Genomic DNA, 16,763 nt, shown 5'->3' on the forward strand with positions numbered 1-16,763 from the left:
AGCCTAGCGCATGTCATCGAGGCTTGCATGGAGCATGCCTGCCGCGCCGCGAGCCCTTGCCGCTGGCTGCCGCGTGGCTCGCAAAGCGCCCGCGACTCACGTAAACTGGCCGCAACGGCCGCGCTTCGGGGTCTCTATCAAGCGACAAGGAGGTCAGGGTGAGCATGCCCGATTTCGACATGGTGCTGGTTGGCGGCACCGGTGACCTGGCCAGGCGCAAACTGCTGCCGGCCTTGTTCGACGCGCATCGCGCCGGATTGTTGCATCCCGCGGCGCGCATCCTGGCCACGGGCAGCCATCCTTCCACCACCGAGGAATACGTCGCCACGCTCGAGCAGGGCATGCGGCCGGGGCTCGAGCATGCGCCGCCGGGCGACTGGGCCAGTTTCGTCGCGCGTCTGTGCTACGTGCAGGCCGACGCCCGCCAACCCGAGCATTTCGATGCGCTGGCGCGCAAGGTGCTGTCCCGCCAGCCCGAGGTCGTGGTCTGCTATCTGGCCACCGCGCCGCATCTGTTCGTGCCGATCTGCGAGCAGTTCGGCCGCACCGGCCTGAACCAATCCAACGTGCGCGTGGTGCTGGAAAAACCGCTGGGCCACGACCTGGATTCGAACGAGGCGATCAACGCGGCCGTGGCGCGCTACTTCGCCGAGGAGCAGATCTACCGGATCGACCACTACCTGGGCAAGGAGTCGGTGCAGAACCTGATGGCGATCCGCTTCGGCAACGCGCTGTTCGAGCCGCTGTGGCGGCGCGAGTGGGTGCAGGACGTGCAGATCACGATCGCCGAGGAGCTCGGTGTCGAAGGCCGCGGCGACTTCTACGACCAGACCGGCGCGCTGCGCGACATGGTGCAGAACCATCTGCTGCAGCTGCTGTGCATGGTTGCGATGGAGCCGCCGACGAGCCTGACCGAAGACGCGGTGCGCGACGAGAAGATCAAGATCCTGAAGGCGCTCAAGCCGATCACGCCGCAGGAGGTCGCCGAAAAAACCGTGCGCGGCCAATATCGCGCCGGCGCGATCGCCGGCAAGCCGGTGCCGGGCTATCTCGAAGAGCCTGGCATCGCGCCGGACAGCCGCACCGAGACCTTCGTCGCGATCAAGGCCGAGATCGCCAACTGGCGCTGGGCCGGCGTGCCGTTCTACCTGCGCACCGGCAAGCGGATGCAGTCGCGCGTGGCCGAGATCGTGATCCACTTCCGCGACGTGCCCCATGCGATCTTCCCGCGCCCGCTGACGCTGTCGCCGCAGAACCGGCTGGTGATCCGGCTGCAGCCCGAGGAAAGCATCCGGCTGTACTTCCTGGTCAAGCAGCCGGGCGACACAGTCGCGCTGACGCCGACCTCGCTCGATCTGGACTTCGCCAACTCGTTCAAGGTGCGGCGTGCCGGTGCCTACGAACGCCTGCTGCTCGACGTGATACGCGGACGGCTGGGCCTGTTCGTGCGCCGCGACGAACAGGTGCAGGCATGGCGCTGGGTCGAGCCGATCATCGACACCTGGGCGGACAGCTCGCTGCCGCCCAAGCCCTATACCGCGGGCACCTGGGGGCCGGCGGCGTCGTCCGCGCTGCTGTCGCGCGACGACGCGCTGTGGCACGAGGAGGTTTGACGCTGGCTTGTCCACTCCGCCGGTTCGGCCCGCCGCTCCGCTCCAACGAATCCTGACTCGGAAATCGCCATGCGTCGCTTCGAATATCCTTCGCCGCTGGATCAGGCCGAAGCGCTGGCTGCCTCCGTCGGCCACGCGCTCGACCTTGCCATCCAGGACCGCGGCCACGCGGTGCTTGCCGTCTCGGGCGGGCGCTCTCCGGTGCCGATGTTCGAGCGGCTGCGCTATCGGCCGGTGCGCTGGGACGCGGTCACCATCACGCTGGTCGACGAGCGCGCGGTGCCTCCGGGACACGAGGACAGCAACGCGCGGCTCGTGCAGGAACACCTGCTGCGCGATGCCGCCGCCGCGGCCAGCTTCGTGCCACTGATCGCCGATGCGCTCGAGGCCTCCGAGCCCGCGCGGGCGGTGGTGCGCCTCAATGGCGCACTCGATGCCGCATTCCGCCAGCCCGACGTCGCAGTGCTCGGCATGGGCGAAGACGGCCATACCGCCTCGTTGTTCGCCGATGCGCCGGAACTCGGCGAAGCGCTGAACGGGGATACGCCCTGCTACGTGGTGACGCGCCCGCCCAGCGCGCCGCATGCGCGCGTGACGCTGAACCTGGCGGCCTTGCTGGCGGCGGAACGGGTCTTTCTGGCGTTTTCGGGCGTCGCCAAGGCCGCCGTGTTCGAACGCGCGCTGCAGGAGCCCGGGCCCGCGTTGCCGGTGGGGCTGGTGGCCAGCCGGCATCGGCACGGCTTCGACGTCTTTACCGCGTAGATGCGCTGCGCGAATGCGTCCTCCGATCTCGCCGCCTGATTGCCGCCTGACGTTTCCTGCCTCGCGATGACTACCTACCCACGCCTGCTCGCCGATGTCGGCGGCACCAATGTCCGCTTCGCCCTGCAGACCGCGCCCGATGCGATCGGACCGGTCACCGCGCTGAAGGTCGCCGACTATCCGTCGCTGGAGGCGGCGATGCGGCAATACCTGTCGCAGCTGGCCGGTCCGCCGCCGCGCCACGCGGCGATCGGTCTGGCCAACCCGGTCACCGGCGACCGCGTCAAGCTGACCAATCATGCCTGGGCCTTCTCGATCGAGGCGGTGCGCCAGGCGCTGGGCCTGGAGACGCTGCTGGCGCTGAACGACTTCACCGCGCTGGCGCTCGCGCTGCCGTACCTGCAGCCGGGCGAACTGGCGCCGGTGCGCGCCGGCACGCCGGCCGCCGGCTCGCCGCTGGCCTTGATCGGCCCCGGTACCGGGCTCGGCGTGTCGGGGCTGATCCCAGGCCGCCACGGTGCGGCGCCGGTGGCGCTGGCCGGAGAGGGCGGACATGTCGAACTGATGCCTGCCACCGACGACGAGTGGATCGCCTGGCATGCCGCGCATCGCGAGCACGGCCGCGTGTCGGCCGAACGGCTGCTGTCGGGCATGGGACTGTCGCATACGCATGCCGCGCTGGCCGCAGAAACGGGTACGCCCGTGCGCGTGCCGCTGACCGCGGCGGAAGTCACCGAGGGCGCCTTGCAGCGTGGCGACGCGTTGTGCCAGCGTGCGCTTGCGGTGTTCTGCGGCCTGCTCGGCTCGGTTGCGGCCGATGTGACGCTGATCCTTGGCGCGCGCGGCGGCGTCTATATCGGCGGCGGCATCGTGCCGCGCTTCGTCCAGACGCTGGCGGCGTCCAGCTTCAATGCGCGCTTCGTCGACAAGGGACGCATGCGCGCGTTCCTCGAACCGGTGCCGGTGCAGGTGATCACCGCGCAGTTTCCCGCGCTGCCGGGGCTGGCACACGCGCTGGCCGAAGCGGTCGATCGGCGATGAGCCGCCGCGGCCGCCGCGAGTGGCGAACCAACGGAGCGAAGCGATGCGCGTGCTGCTGATCGAAGACGACACGATGATCGGCGATTCCGTGCGCCTCGCGCTGCGGCAGGAAGGCTTCGCGGTGGACTGGGTGCGCGATGGCGAGGCCGGCCTGTCGGCGGCCACGCAGCCGCCCGGCGTCGCGGCCGGCGGCGCGGCCGAAGGACAGCACGATCTGGTGCTGCTCGATCTCGGCCTGCCACGCCGTTCGGGCCTCGATGTGCTGGCCGGCATGCGCGCGCGCGGCGTTGCCACGCCGGTGCTGATCCTGACCGCGCGCGATGCGGTCGCCGATCGCGTCGCCGGATTGAACGCCGGCGCCGACGACTATCTGGTCAAGCCCTTCGACCTGCAGGAGCTGGTGGCGCGCATTCATGCGCTGGCGCGGCGGGCGCAGGGCCGTGCCGAGCCGCTGGTCCGCTATGGCGCGATCGTGCTCAATCCGGCCACGCGCGAAGTCACGCTGGCAGGCGAGCCGGTCCATCTGTCGGCGCGCGAATACGCGCTGCTGGCCGCGTTGCTGGCCCGCCCGGGCAAGGTGTGGTCGGTGCCGCAGCTGCAGGAAAAGTTGTACGGCTGGGACGACGAGGTCGGCAGCAATACGGTCGAGGTCTATATCCACGCGCTGCGCAAGAAGTTCGGCCAGGGTTTGATCCGCAATATCCGCGGCGTCGGTTATGTCTGTCCGAAGCTCGAGGAAGGTGCGCAGCAGGGTGACAGGGACGGCGGCAAGGACGGCGGCAGGGACGGCGGTGACGCGCATGAAGCCGCTGGAGGAGCGCGCTGATGCGATCGATCCAGCGGACCCTGCTGTGGTGGCTGGCGCTCGGCCTGCTGGCCGGCATCGCCGCCGCCACCGCGCTGATCTACGGGCAGGCCCGGCAGGAGGCCAACGCGCTGTTCGACTATCAGATGCGCCAGGTCGCGCTCGCGCTGCCGAGCCAGTTCAACGGTCCGGCGCTGCCGTCGCTGTCGCCGCCGCTGCCGCCCGGCACCGACAATCTGTTCCGCTCCGACGAGGATGTGGTGATCCATATCTGGGACGGTACCGGCCGCAGCCTCTATCTGTCGCACTCGCGGCCGTCGCTGCCGCCGCGCGCCGAGCTCGGCTTCTCCAACGTCCGCACCGACGACGGCGAGTTCCGCATCTACAGCGTGCAGCTCGGGCCGGCGGTGGTGCAGATCGCGCAGCCGATGAGCGCGCGCCGCGAAGTGGCGGCGCGAATGGCGCTGCGCACCGTGGCGCCGCTGCTGTTGCTGCTGCCGCTGCTGGGATGGATGGTCTGGCTCGCCGTCGGCCGCGGGCTGCGGCCGGTGCGCGAGATCGCGCGGCAGGTCGGCAAGCGCGATGCCAACGCGCTGTCGCCGCTGGCGGTTGCCGAGATGCCGGCCGAGATCGCGCCGCTGACCGAGGCGCTGAACCTGCTGCTGGCGCGGTTGTCCGACGCGATCGACACGCAGCGCGCGTTCATCGCCGATGCCGCGCACGCGCTGCGCACGCCGCTGACCGCGCTGCAGCTGCAGGCGCAACTGGTCGAACGCGCCGACAGCGAGCCGGCGCGCCGAGAGGCGGTCGGCAATCTGCGCGATGGCCTCGAGCGGTTGACGCATCTGGTGACGCAGTTGCTGACGCTGGCGCGCCACGAGCCCGGCGCGGCCGTCGCGGGCCAGCAGCCGGTCGCCTTGCGCGAGCTGGCAGCCACCGTGGTCGGCGAGATGACACAGGCCGCGCTGGACCGGAATATCGACCTGGGGCTCGACGCCAGCGGCGACGGCGACGGCGACGGCGACGATGGTGGCAATGGTCGCAGGGCTGGCGATGCTGGCGCTGGAGACGCGGCCGGGCTGACCGTGCAGGGCGATCCCGACGCGCTGCGCATCCTGCTGACCAATCTGATCGACAACGCGCTGCGTTATGTGTCCGCCGGCGGCAAGGTCGACGTGCGCGTGCAGCGTGCCGACGCGGGCCGGGTCGCGCTGATCGTCGCCGACAACGGTCCCGGCATCCCGCCCGAACAGCGCGCCCGCGTGCTGGACCGCTTCTATCGCTTGCCCGATGCGCCGAGCGGCGGTAGCGGCCTGGGCCTGGCGATCGTCGACGAGATCGCCCAGGTACACCGCGCCACGCTGTCGCTGGAGGACAACGAGCCGGGGCTGCGGGTGCGGGTGGTGTTTCCGGAAGCCGGCAACGCGCAGCGCACGGGCCGCGATTAAGCCACTGCCTTGACGCGCCGCTGCGTTGCTGTCGAAAAGCGTACCCGTTTCTGCGTACCCGCTTGACTGACCCTTTCGCCGTCCTCTTCGCTGATTTCACCCTGTTTCAGGAGGTACCCATGCAAATCGATCTCACCGGCAAGACCGCGCTGGTCACCGCGTCGACCGCCGGCATCGGACTGGCCATTGCCATTGGCCTCGCGCGCAGCGGCGCCGCGGTCATCGTCAATGGCCGCAAGCAGGACACCGTCGAGGGCGCCATCGCGGACGTGGTGCGCGAAGTTCCGGGCGCCGCGGTGCGCGGCGTCGCGGCCGATGTCGGCAGCGCCGACGGTTGCGACGCGATCGTGGCCGCGGAGCCCGCGGTGGACATTCTGGTCAACAACGCCGGCATCTACGGTCCGCGCGATTTCTACGAACTGAGCGACGAGGACTGGACCCGCATCTTCGATGTCAACGTGATGTCCGGCGTGCGCCTGGCGCGGGCGTATACGGCGGCGATGGCGGCGAACGGCTGGGGCCGCGTGGTGTTCATTTCGTCGGAGTCCGCGCTGAACACGCCCGAGGACATGATCCACTACGGCTTCTCGAAGACCGCACAACTGGCGGTGTCGCGCGGCCTCGCCAAACGGCTGAGCGGGACCGGCGTCACGGTCAACGCGGTATTGCCGGGACCGACGCTGTCGGACGGCCTGCGGGAAATGCTGCGCGAGGACGCGGACAAGGCAGGGCTGTCGATCGAGGAAGCGGCCGCCGAGTTCGTCAAGGCGCATCGGCCCAGCTCGATCATCCAGCGCGCGGCCACGGTGGAGGAGGTCGCGCACATGGTGGTCTACGTCTGTTCGCCGCAGGCATCGGCGACCACCGGCGCCGCGTTGCGCGTCGATGGCGGCGTGGTCGACACCATCGCTTGATACCGAGGCGCGAGCGCGCTGCCTCCGCGCGGCGATGGCGAGACGTCGAGGCATCGGAGAGCCTTGATTCGACTGAGGTTGTGTACGCAGAAACGGGTACGCACGGCACGCCACGCGGCATCGGACGGCGTTCGCACGACGCAGAAACGGGTACGGTGCGGGCCCGCATCGCAGGCGGCCGGTGCGGATTGCGCGCCCGATCGATGCCATGCCCGGGTCTGGCTTTGGCCCGCAAGGTGCACTGTGAGCCGGCAATTGGGCGGGCAGTAGGGCCGGCAGTAGGGCGGGCAGTAGGGCGGGCGGTAGGGCCGGCAGTAGGGCTGGCCATGGGGCTGTCAATGCGGCCGCCAATTGGCTCCAGCCGGCTGCCAGTCGGCTGCTAATCGGCTGCTAATCGGCTGCCAATGCGGCCCGCAGAAACGGGTACGCTCGCCGAAAGCCGTGCGCAGAAACGGGTACGCTTTGGCGCCCATGCATGCGCGGCAGCGATGAAACGAAAACACCGGCGCGCATGGCAACGCCATGCCGCGCCGGTGTCGTTGTTTCATACCTGTATCAGACGGATATCAAAGCTCGGCCGGCTCCGATGCGGCGGCGCGCGCGGCAATCACCGGCGCGAGCGGACGCGCCATCCGCGGCGCCTGCGGCAGCGGACCGCAAAAGCCGAAGTCCACTTCCGGCACGCGGCCGCTGATCAGTTCGGCGATCGCGCGTCCCGAGCCGCAGCCGTGGGTCCAGCCCAGCGTGCCGTGGCCCGTGTTCAGGTACAGCCCCTGCACCGCGCTCGCGCCGATATACGGCACGTTGCCCGGCGTCGCGGGACGCAGCCCGGTCCAGTAGCGCGCCAGTTCGGGGCGGCTGACACCGGGGAAGATCTCCAGCGTGCGCCGCACGATGGCCTCGCAACGCACCGGGTTCAGCTCCATCGAATAGCCGTTGAGCTCGGCGGTGCCGGCGATGCGCAAGCGATCGCCCAGCCGCGAGAACACCAGCTTGTACTCGTCGTCGGTCAGGCTGACGGTCGGCGCGCGCTCGGGATCGAGCACCGGCAGCGTGGCCGAATAGCCCTTGGCCGGATAGATGTCGAGCTTGACGCCAAGCGGACGCGCCAGCATCGGGCTGAAGCTGCCGAGCGCGAGCACATAGGCGTCGGCCTGCTCGACCGTGTACGCGCCGGTCTCGTCGGCGATCTCGACGCCGCGCATGCGGCCGCCTTCGGCCAGCAGCCGCTGCACGCGCACGCCATAGCGGAAACGCACGCCGCGCGCCTCGCACAGTGCGGCCAGGCCGGTGGTGAAGCGGTGCACGTCGCCGGACTCGTCCTCGCTGGTGTAGGTGGCGCCCGCCAGCCGCGGCGCGATCGACGCCAACGCGGGTTCCAGCTTCACCACTTCGTCGGGACCGATCACGCGGCGCTCGCAGCCGAGCTCGCGCATGATGCGCGCCGGCTCGATCGCCGCGTCGAATTCCTTCTGGCTGGTATAGAAGTGCAGGATGCCGCGGGTCAGGTGGTCGTACTCGATGCCGGTCTCGGCGCGCAGCGCCTGCAGGCTGGCGCGGCTGTAGGTGCCGAGATTGAGCAGCTGGATCATGTTGCGGGTGGAACGCCGGGCCGGGCATTCGCGCAGGAACTTCAGGCCCCACGACCATTGCGCCGGGTCGGCGCGCAGGCGGAACAGCAGCGGCGCGTCCTCGCGTCCCAGCCAGCTGAGCAGTTTGAGCGGCGCCGACGGATTGGCCCAGGGTTCGGCATGGCTGACCGAGATCTGGCCGCCATTGCCGAAGCTGGTTTCGCGTGCCGCGCCGGCATTGCGCTCGAGCACCACGACCTCGTGGCCCGCCTTGGACAGATACCACGCCGAGGCCACGCCGATCACGCCGGCCCCCATCACGATGACTTTCATTTCAGGCTCCAGGATGCAAAAAGGGGCAGCCGGCCGGCATCGTCGATGCCAACCCGGCTGCCCCCACTGTCCTTTTGCCTGAGAGATTCACCGCGTCCGCCCCGGACCCGGCTTGCCCCTTCGGCGGCCGTCATCGTCGAATCATGATGGCGGCGCTCTCCAGTTCGTTGTCGTCTCCAGTCTTCGGTACCTGAGCGTTTCGGGGGTACGCCTTCGGCAGCGCTGCCGCCGCGCTGTCGCGCCGCAGGTTCGCTTTCTCCTGGATGGCCGGACAGTAACACGGCGCGGCGGCGGCCGCAACGCGAGTTACTGACCCCCGGCGGGCGGCGTCCCTGCCTTGCGGGCCTGCTTGTTCGCGTACATCGCCTGATCGGCCTGCGCCAGCAGATCGGCGATGCCCGCGTGGCGGGCGGGATCGAACGCGACCGCGCCGGCGCTGAAATCGAGCCGATAACCGCGCTGGCTCTGCGCGTTGTGCGCGTCCACGCCCTGCCGCAGCCGGTCCAGCATCGCGTCGCACTGGTCGGCGCAGGCGTCGACCAGCAGCACGACGAACTCGTCGCCGCCGAGCCGTCCGATCAGGTCGGACTGACGGAACGCGCGGCGCAACTGGTCGGCAAAGGCGGTCAGCGCCAGATCGCCCTCCGCGTGGCCGAAGCGGTCGTTGATGGCCTTGAAGCCATCCATGTCGAAGAACAGCAGCGTGACCGGCACCCCCTGGCGCTGGCAGACCGCCAGCGCGTGCTGCGCCAGCGCCGAGAAGCCGCGCCGGTTCGACAGCATGGTCAGGTCGTCCATCGACGCCAGTTGCGCGGATTCCAGCTCCTGCTCGGCCAGGCGCCCCAGATCGTGCAGCAGCGCCTGATCATCCTGGTCGAACTCGCGCGGCGCGGTGTCGATCAGGCACAGCGTGCCGACCTTGGCGCCGCCGCGTACCGCGAGCGGGCAGCCGGCGTAGAAGCGCACGCCGGGCGCGCCGGTGACCAGCGGATTGTCGTGAAAGCGCTGGTCCTGCAGCGCGTCGGGCACGATCAGCAGATCGTCGCGCAGGATCGCATGGCCGCAGAACGATTGCTCGCGCGGCGTTTCGCGCACGGCCAGGCCGAACGAGGACTTGAACCACTGCCGCTTGGCGTCGACCAGGCTGACCAGCGCGATCGGCACGTCGAACAGCCGCCTGGCCAGGCGCGTCAGCCGATCGAAGCGCTCTTCGGCCGCGGTATCGAGGATGTTCAGCGAATACAGCGTGTCGAGGCGCCGCTGGTCATCGGCGGGAATGGGAGCAGGAATCATCTGGTCAATGCGATCGTTGTTACCCCGATCGTCAGCCCGTCTCGAGCGGGTTTGTTTCCGGCCGCCGCGGGGCGGGGCCGGTCGAAGGTTCGGTCAATGCGCTGGCGGCCGGTGGCAGGGTCGGGCGCGTGGCCCGCAGCATGGTCGCGTCCGTGGCCGGGTCCATGGCCGCCAGCACCGGTGCGCTGGCGCTACACCTCGCGCGTCATCCCCTTCAGGTCGATCCATTGTTCGAACTGCTCGGCGGTGACATGGCCGGAGGCAATCGCCGCCTCGCGCAGCGACAGGTTGCGGGCCACCGCCAGCTTGGCGATCTCGGCGGCCTTGTCGTAGCCGATATGCGGGTTCAGCGCGGTGACCGGCATCAGCGATCGTTCGAGCAGCTCGCCGATGCGCGTCCGGTCCGCTTCGACGCCGGCCACCATGTGCTCGGCGAAGCTGGCCGCCGCGTCGGCCAGCAGTGTAACCGACTGCAGCAGGCTGTAAACGATGACCGGCTTGTAGGCGTTCAGCTCCAGCGTGCCGAGGCCGTTGGCCAGCGTGATCGTGGTGTGGTTGCCGATCACGCGGCAACAGACCATCGCCAGCGCTTCGGCCTGCGTGGGATTGACCTTGCCCGGCATGATCGACGAACCCGGCTCGTTGGCCGGCAGCTGCAGCTCGGCAAACCCCGCGCGCGGGCCGGAGCCCAGCAGCATGAAGTCGCGCGCGATCTTCAGGAAGGACGAGGCCGTGGTGTTCAGCGCGCCCGACAGGTCGGTCAGCGCGTCGTGCGCGGCCTGCAGCGCGTAGCGGTTGGCGGCCGGTTCGAACGGCAGGCCGGTGTAGTCGGCCAGCGCGCGCGCGAAGGCGGCGGCGAAGCCGGCTGGCGCATTCAGGCCGGTGCCGACCGCGGTGCCGCCCTGGGGCACCGGCATCGCGCGCAGCACGGCCTGGTGCAGCCGTGCCTGCGCGTCGGCGACCTGCGCCTGGTAGCCGGAGAACTCCTGGCCCAGCGTCAGCGGCACGGCATCCTGCAGATGGGTGCGGCCGACCTTGACGATGTCGGCGAAGGCCTCGACCTTGCTGCCCAGCGTCTTCTGCAATGTCTCCAGTGCCGGCAGCAGCTGGCGCTGCACCGCGCGCGCGGCGGCGATATGCATCGCGGTCGGGAAGCTGTCGTTGGACGACTGGCTCGCGTTGACGTGGTCGTTGGGATGAACCGGACGCTTGCTGCCGACCTCGCCGCCGAGCAGCTGGATCGCGCGATTGGCGATCACCTCGTTCAGGTTCATGTTGGTCTGCGTGCCGGAGCCGGTCTGCCAGACCGACAGCGGAAACTCGTCGGGCCACTGGCCGGCGATGATCTCCTCGGCGGCCTGTTCGATCGCCTGCGCCAGCTTCGCGTCGAGCACGTTCAGTTCGCGGTTCGCGCGCGCCGCGCACAACTTCAGGATCGCGAACGCCTCGATCAGCGCGGGCGGCATCTTCTCGTTGCCGATGCGGAAGTTCTGGCGCGAGCGCTCGGTCTGCGCGCCCCACAGGTGGTCGGCGGGGACGGGCACCTGGCCCAGGCTGTCCTGTTCGATGCGGGTCGCTGGGGGCTGCTGGTCTGACATGGCTGGCTCCTGTGAACGAACGGTGCGAATCGGTCTTCTAGGATACGCCGCCGGGACTGCCGACGCCGCGCCGGCGCGCAAGGCGGCCTACGGGCGGGCCTCGCGCGACCGGTTCGCCAGCTCGGGCGGGCCGATCTCGAAGCGGCCGCGTCCGGCGTCCTTGGCGCGGTACAGCAGCGCATCGGCCTCCTTGGCCAGCTGCTGCCAAGTCATCGGCGCGCCCTGGTACAACGCGATGCCGATGCTGACATTGACGTCGACGAAGGCGCCCTCGATGAAGAAGCGGCGGCCCACCGCGTGCAGGATCGCGCCGGCGACGCGCACCGCGACATCGGGCCGGTCGATGTCCTCCATCACGATCGCGAATTCATCGCCGCCCAGCCGCGCCACCGCATCGCGCTCGCGCACGCAGCGCTGTACGCGCTTGGCGAAGCTCTGCAGCAGCTGGTCGCCGGCCGCGTGGCCATAGTGGTCGTTGACCGCCTTGAAGCGGTCCATGTCCAGATACAGCAGCGCCATCAGCCGGTCCTGCGAGCGGCTGCGTGCCATCGCCTCGGCCAGCCGCGTCTCGAACGCGCTGCGGTTCAGTAGCTGCGTCAGATGGTCCAGCCGCGAGATCTGCGCGAGCCGCAGCGTCTCGAGCTTGCGCGCGGTGATGTCCTGCACATGGACATGCACGCCCTCGACGCGGCTGCCGTCGGCGCTCCACTCGGGCCGGAAATTGGTTTCGGTGCAGTGGTAGTCGGGATCGTGGAACTCGGTCTCGAAGGTGACCGCGGTGCCCGCCAGCGCCTGCTGCAGATACGGCTGGATGCGCGCGTACCGTGCTTCGCCCAGCAGTTCGCGCAGCGTCATGCCGCGCAGCTGGTCGAGCGGAATGCCGAAGGTGCGCTCGTAGGCGAGGTTGTTGAACACGTAGCGCTCGTCGGTGTCGATGAAGGCCAGCAGCGACGGCAGCGTGTCGGTGACCGCGCGCAGGCGCGTTTCGCTGCGGTGCAGCTGTTCGCGGCGCTCGCGCACGTCGCGCATCAGCCGGGCGAACGCGCGCGCGAGCACGCCGATCTCGTCATGGCGATGGGTCGACAGCCGCTCGTAGGCCGACAGGTCGCGCGCGCTGTCGCGCACCACGCGCCGCAGCTGCGCCAGCGGCGCGAACATCCAGTGCACCGCGAACCAGTTCAGTACCGCCGCCAGGCCAACGGCGACCGCCGACCACAACAGGAAGCGCTGCTGCATCGCGTGCAGCGGCTGGAAGGCCTCCTTGGCCGGCAGCACGGCGACCAGTTCCCAGCCGGTGGTCGCCATCAGATAGCGTGCGATGACCGGCTCGCGCGGGGTCAGGAATTCCAGGGTTGCCGGCTGGGCCTGCACGCCGCAGGTCTCTCCCTGCGCGCGGGCTGGCTGTCCCACCTGCTGCTGCAGCCGGTGCTGCACGTAGACCGGCTGGGCGCCGGCCGACACCAGGCAATAGAAGCCGGTGCTGGCGATCGGGCTGTGCGGCACCTCGACCAGGAAGTTCGAGCGCGCCAGGTCGATCCAGCCGCCGACCAGGCCGAGGAAGGTCTTGTCGTCCGAGACGATCGGCACGGCCAGCAGCACGCCGACCGAACCGTCGGCCCGGGCGCGGATCGGCGGGCTGATCACCGGCGCCAGCGTGCGCGCGGCCTCGCGGAAATAGGTGCGGTCCGCGACCGACACCACGGTACCGTCGCGGGCCAGCAGCATGCCCCTGGCATCGACCACGACGGCGCTGTTGAAGGTGCCGGGGATCGGAATGGTGCGGCTGAGCATGGCCTGCAGCTGCGCGGCCGGCGCGTCCATCATCGACTTGAATTGCGGGGCGAGGTGCTCGAGCAGGATCAGGCGATCGTTGACCGCGGAGTCGAGCTGTTCGGCCGTCAGCTTGACGACGGAATCCTGTTGCGCCTGCAGTGCGTCACGCAGGTCGTCATGGGCCGATTTCAGCGAGCCCACCACGAGGGCGGCGCCGAGCACGGTCGACAGACCGGCGGTGACCAGCGCGATACGGGTCGTCAACGACAGCGCGAACCGGGGACGACGCGCCGTGGCCGTGGCAGGCGGCTCGCGGCGATCGTCGTTCGGTGTGTCGGGCGGTCCTTTCGGCGCTACGTGCGGCGGTGCGTTGGGCGAGTCGTCGAGCAAGGGGGGACGGTGGCATGCGTGCCCGCAAGGGCATTCCCCGGGTCGGCGGGTTCCGTAGGCGTCACCGTATCACATCGAGCGGCATGGTGCGAGTCGCGGCACACGACCTGTCCCGCTGTCGCAAAGTGCATTTCGCGCGGTATAGTCCAAGCCGTGATCCGAGCCTGGACGCCAGCGGCATCGGTGCCGGTCACGACCTTGGCGCCACGCCGCGCCGCTCCTATCCAGGCCGCACGGCCCCGCCTTGCTATTGCGATGAAACTGCCTTCGCTTCCTCCCGCCGTCCTGGCTTTGCTGGTCGTGGCCGCGGGCGCCTGCATCACTGCCGCGGCCGCCGTGCAGAGCGCCGCATGGAGCGAACGCGCCGCCGCGCAGCGGCTCGACGCGATGCTGTCGGCGAGCGTGATGGCAGTGCGCCAGCGGCTCGACACCGGCGAGCGCCTGCTGCGCGGAGCCAGCGGCCTGCTGGCGGCCAATCCCGACACCACGCGGGACCAATGGCGGGCCTATATGCTCGCCACGCAGGTCGACGACCTGCCCCCCGGCATCCATTCGGTCGGCTATGCCAGATTGGCGCAGGCCGCTGCGCTCGACGCGCTGGTCGAATCGGTCCGCGCCGAAGGCCTGCCCGCCTTCGACGTATTTCCACGCGGCGAGCGCGAGGTCTACGCGCCCGGTATCTATGTCGAGCCCTTCGCCGGCCGCACGCTGGGCGCGCTGGGCTTCGACCATCTGTCCGACCCGGTACGGCGTGCCACCGCGGAAGCGGCGCGCGATTCGATGCAGGCGCGCATGACCCCGCGCGTGGCGCTGCTGCGCGAAGTGCATCGCAGCGTTGCCGCGCAGGGCGCGGTGCTGTATCTGCCGGTCTACCGCAACGGCATGCCGGTCAATTCGGTGGAGGAGCGGCGGCAGGCGCTGCTCGGCTATGTCTATGCGGCCTACCGGCTCGGCGACCTGATGGCGGACGCGGCGGCCATCCATGGCGGCAGGCTTTCGCTGGCGCTGTACCAGGGGCGGCCCTCCGCCGCCAATGCCTTGCTGCTGGCCCGGGCAGGCGGCGAGGCGGCCCCTCGCACGCATTCCCATCCGCTGCGCCAGCTCGATCGCGAGCTGGCGTTCGGTGGCCAGACCTGGACCGTGCGCGCGACCACGCTGCCCGCGTTCGAGGAAGGGGGCCCCGGTGCACCAGTGCCGCTGGTGATTGCGGCAGGTACGCTCGGCACCGCGCTGCTCGGCTGGCTGGCCTGGCATCTGGCCGCGCGGCGCCGCAGCGCCGAGCGGGCCAGGCAGTCGGCCGATTTGGTGGCGCAGCGGCATGCACGCCTGCTCGACCATGCGCCGATCTGCGTGATTGCTTTCGACGGACACGGCACCATCACCTCGATCAATCGGCCTGGCGAGCAGATGCTGTGGTACCAGGCGCACGAACTGGTCGGACGCATTCCGTACAGCGCACTGCACGAGCCGGGCGAGCTGGCCGCGCGTGCCCGTGCCCTGTCGGCCGAACTCGGCCAGCCGGTCGCGCCCGGTTTCGAAGCGCTGATCGCCAAGCCGCGCCTCGGGCTGGTCGACGAGCACACCTGGCACTACATCCGCAAGGGCGGCTCCACGCTGCCGGTGCAATTGACGCTGTTGCCGCTGTCGGGCGGCGATGCCGGCAAGCGCCACGGCCAGCCGGGCCAGGACGGTGCCGGCGGCTATCTGGCGATCGCGCACGATCTGACCGAGCGGCGGCGCGCCGATGCCTATATCGATCACCTCGCGCACCACGACACGCTGACCGGCCTGCCCAATCGCGACTATCTGAGCGGACGCGCCGACGCGTTGCTGCAGGCGGTGGGAGCCCACAATGGTCGGGTCGCGCTGCTGCTGATCGATCTGGACCAGTTCAAGCGCATCAACGATTCGCTGGGCCACCACGTTGGCGACGATGTGTTGCGGACCATGGCGGACCGGCTGCGCGCCGCCGTGCGCCGAGCCGATCTGGCGGCGCGGATGGATGGCGACGAGTTCGCGGTGGTGTTGTCCGACATTGCCGACGACAGCGAGGCCGAACTGGCGGCCGCCAAGATCGTGGCGCGGCTGTCCGAGGAGCTGCGGCTCGGTGGCGTCAGGCTGCGCGTCGTGCCGTCGATCGGCATGGCGCTGTTCCCGAGCGACGGCAATACCGTCGCCGACCTGCTGCAGGCGGCCGATGCGGCGCTGCACGCGGCCAAGCAGGGCGGCCGTGGCCAGGTGCGCCGCTTCTCGCCGGACATGAAGGAGGCGTCGCTGGCCCGCTTCACCATCGAAGGGCTGCTGCGGCGGGCACTGGCCGAGCAGGAATTCACGCTGCGCTATCAGCCGCTGGTCGATACCGCCAGCCAGCGCATCGTCGGGGTCGAGGCGCTGCTGTCCTGGTACACCGCCGAGCGCGGCGCGATGCAGCCGGGCCAATTCATCCCGATCGCCGAGCAATGCGGACTGATCGTGCCGATCAGCGAATGGGTGTTGGCCACCGCGTGCCGCGAGATCCAGACGCTGCGGATGCGTACCGGCCTGGACCTGGAGGTCGCGGTCAATATCTCGCCGCCGCACCTGCAGCAAGAGGACTTCCCCGCGCTGGTCGACCGCTGCCTGCGCGAAAGCGGCCTGCCGGCCCGCAATCTGGCGATCGAGGTCACCGAGGGCATCCTGATCGAGGGTACGCCGCAGACGATCGACGCCTTCCGCGGCATTCGCGCGCTCGGCGTCGGCCTGTCGATCGACGACTTCGGTACCGGCTATTCGGGTTTGAGCTATCTGACGCGGCTGCCGATCAACAAGCTGAAGATCGACCGTTCCTTCGTCGCCAATCTTGCCGAAGGCGATGGCAATGGCAATGGCGAGGACCGGGCCGTGGTCGCGGCGATCATCGCGCTCGGCCATCAGTTGCGGCTGCAGGTCGTGGCCGAAGGCGTCGAGACCGCCGACCAGTTCCGCTTCTTGCGGGAACAGGGTTGCGACGCGGTGCAGGGCTTCCTGTTCGGCGCCGGCGTGCCGCTGGCGGAGCTGATCGAGCGCTGCGAACGCGGCGTGGCGGTACAGGCTGTCTAGCGAAGACATGTCCGCGGTGCGCCCGCAGAAACGGGTACGTTTTTGGCCCGGCATGGCGCCGCTTCGCGACCGCGGTGCCGCCGCACCAAAAAAAGAAGCCGCCAGTTGCCTGGCGGCTCGTCGGGAATGCGTCGGAGGGGTCAA

The 16,763-nt window shown here is 69.8% G+C and carries 11 protein-coding genes and 1 riboswitch; of the genes, 7 read left to right on the top strand and 4 right to left on the bottom strand.

From position 1 onward, the window contains the following. The first annotated feature begins 164 nt into the window (after positions 1-164). The 6 genes from zwf (at position 165) to F7Q96_RS11500 (ending at position 6,583) form a co-directional block, all read left to right on the top strand. Entirely contained in the window at positions 165-1,613 is a 1,449-nt protein-coding gene (zwf, locus tag F7Q96_RS11475) for a glucose-6-phosphate dehydrogenase (RefSeq protein ID WP_053824498.1), read from the top strand. 69 nt (positions 1,614-1,682) lie between these two features. Then, complete coding sequence (gene pgl, locus F7Q96_RS11480) at positions 1,683-2,375, top strand: 6-phosphogluconolactonase (protein WP_053824497.1); 693 nt, start codon at positions 1,683-1,685, stop codon at positions 2,373-2,375. Positions 2,376-2,441: 66 nt separating this feature from the next. Next, positions 2,442-3,416 carry a glucokinase gene (glk, locus tag F7Q96_RS11485; RefSeq protein ID WP_151022659.1) on the top strand — a complete coding sequence of 325 codons (975 nt, stop codon included), beginning with the start codon at positions 2,442-2,444 and terminating at the stop codon, positions 3,414-3,416. Between the two features lie 43 nt (positions 3,417-3,459). Beyond that, entirely contained in the window at positions 3,460-4,242 is a 783-nt protein-coding gene (locus F7Q96_RS11490) for a response regulator (protein ID WP_053824496.1), read from the top strand. Next, positions 4,242-5,669: an ATP-binding protein gene (locus tag F7Q96_RS11495; RefSeq protein WP_053824495.1), complete on the top strand. Its 1,428-nt coding sequence runs from the start codon at positions 4,242-4,244 to the stop codon at positions 5,667-5,669. Before F7Q96_RS11490 ends, F7Q96_RS11495 begins: the two co-directional genes overlap by 1 nt. A gap of 119 nt (positions 5,670-5,788) precedes the next feature. Beyond that, entirely contained in the window at positions 5,789-6,583 is a 795-nt protein-coding gene (locus F7Q96_RS11500; protein ID WP_053824494.1) for an SDR family NAD(P)-dependent oxidoreductase, read from the top strand. A 566-nt stretch (positions 6,584-7,149) separates the two neighbouring features. On the opposite strand, the gene F7Q96_RS11510 is transcribed toward F7Q96_RS11500, so the two are convergent. The 4 genes from F7Q96_RS11510 to F7Q96_RS11525 form a co-directional block, all read right to left on the bottom strand. Beyond that, the gene (locus F7Q96_RS11510; protein WP_053824493.1) at positions 7,150-8,487 is read right to left on the bottom strand and encodes a D-amino acid dehydrogenase; all 1,338 of its coding nucleotides are present in this window, start codon (positions 8,485-8,487) and stop codon (positions 7,150-7,152) included. Positions 8,488-8,543: 56 nt separating this feature from the next. Continuing rightward, positions 8,544-8,660, bottom strand: a riboswitch (glycine riboswitch). A gap of 133 nt (positions 8,661-8,793) precedes the next feature. Next, positions 8,794-9,780 (bottom strand): GGDEF domain-containing protein, encoded by a 987-nt coding sequence (locus tag F7Q96_RS11515; protein ID WP_053824492.1) that lies wholly within the window; start codon positions 9,778-9,780, stop codon positions 8,794-8,796. Between the two features lie 191 nt (positions 9,781-9,971). Next, a complete protein-coding gene (gene fumC / locus F7Q96_RS11520) occupies positions 9,972-11,378 on the bottom strand; it encodes a class II fumarate hydratase (RefSeq protein WP_053824491.1) in 1,407 nt (468 codons plus the stop codon). An 87-nt stretch (positions 11,379-11,465) separates the two neighbouring features. Next, positions 11,466-13,415 carry a sensor domain-containing diguanylate cyclase gene (locus F7Q96_RS11525; protein ID WP_390884791.1) on the bottom strand — a complete coding sequence of 650 codons (1,950 nt, stop codon included), beginning with the start codon at positions 13,413-13,415 and terminating at the stop codon, positions 11,466-11,468. Positions 13,416-13,796: 381 nt separating this feature from the next. On the opposite strand from F7Q96_RS11525, the gene F7Q96_RS11530 reads away from it, so the two are divergent. Then, positions 13,797-16,619 carry a bifunctional diguanylate cyclase/phosphodiesterase gene (locus F7Q96_RS11530; protein ID WP_249041667.1) on the top strand — a complete coding sequence of 941 codons (2,823 nt, stop codon included), beginning with the start codon at positions 13,797-13,799 and terminating at the stop codon, positions 16,617-16,619. The last annotated feature ends 144 nt before the right edge of the window (positions 16,620-16,763 follow it).

It is taken from the genome of Cupriavidus gilardii (assembly GCF_008801915.1).
GTDB classification, from domain to species: domain Bacteria; phylum Pseudomonadota; class Gammaproteobacteria; order Burkholderiales; family Burkholderiaceae; genus Cupriavidus; species Cupriavidus gilardii.

Coding starts and splice junctions, on each gene's coding strand:
- zwf (WP_053824498.1), top strand. CDS start 165: ATGCCCGATTTCGACATGGTGCTGGTTGGCGGCACCGGTGACCTGGCC.
- pgl (WP_053824497.1), top strand. CDS start 1,683: ATGCGTCGCTTCGAATATCCTTCGCCGCTGGATCAGGCCGAAGCGCTG.
- glk (WP_151022659.1), top strand. CDS start 2,442: ATGACTACCTACCCACGCCTGCTCGCCGATGTCGGCGGCACCAATGTC.
- F7Q96_RS11490 (WP_053824496.1), top strand. CDS start 3,460: ATGCGCGTGCTGCTGATCGAAGACGACACGATGATCGGCGATTCCGTG.
- F7Q96_RS11495 (WP_053824495.1), top strand. CDS start 4,242: ATGCGATCGATCCAGCGGACCCTGCTGTGGTGGCTGGCGCTCGGCCTG.
- F7Q96_RS11500 (WP_053824494.1), top strand. CDS start 5,789: ATGCAAATCGATCTCACCGGCAAGACCGCGCTGGTCACCGCGTCGACC.
- F7Q96_RS11510 (WP_053824493.1), bottom strand. CDS start 8,487: ATGAAAGTCATCGTGATGGGGGCCGGCGTGATCGGCGTGGCCTCGGCG.
- F7Q96_RS11515 (WP_053824492.1), bottom strand. CDS start 9,780: ATGATTCCTGCTCCCATTCCCGCCGATGACCAGCGGCGCCTCGACACG.
- fumC (WP_053824491.1), bottom strand. CDS start 11,378: ATGTCAGACCAGCAGCCCCCAGCGACCCGCATCGAACAGGACAGCCTG.
- F7Q96_RS11530 (WP_249041667.1), top strand. CDS start 13,797: ATGAAACTGCCTTCGCTTCCTCCCGCCGTCCTGGCTTTGCTGGTCGTG.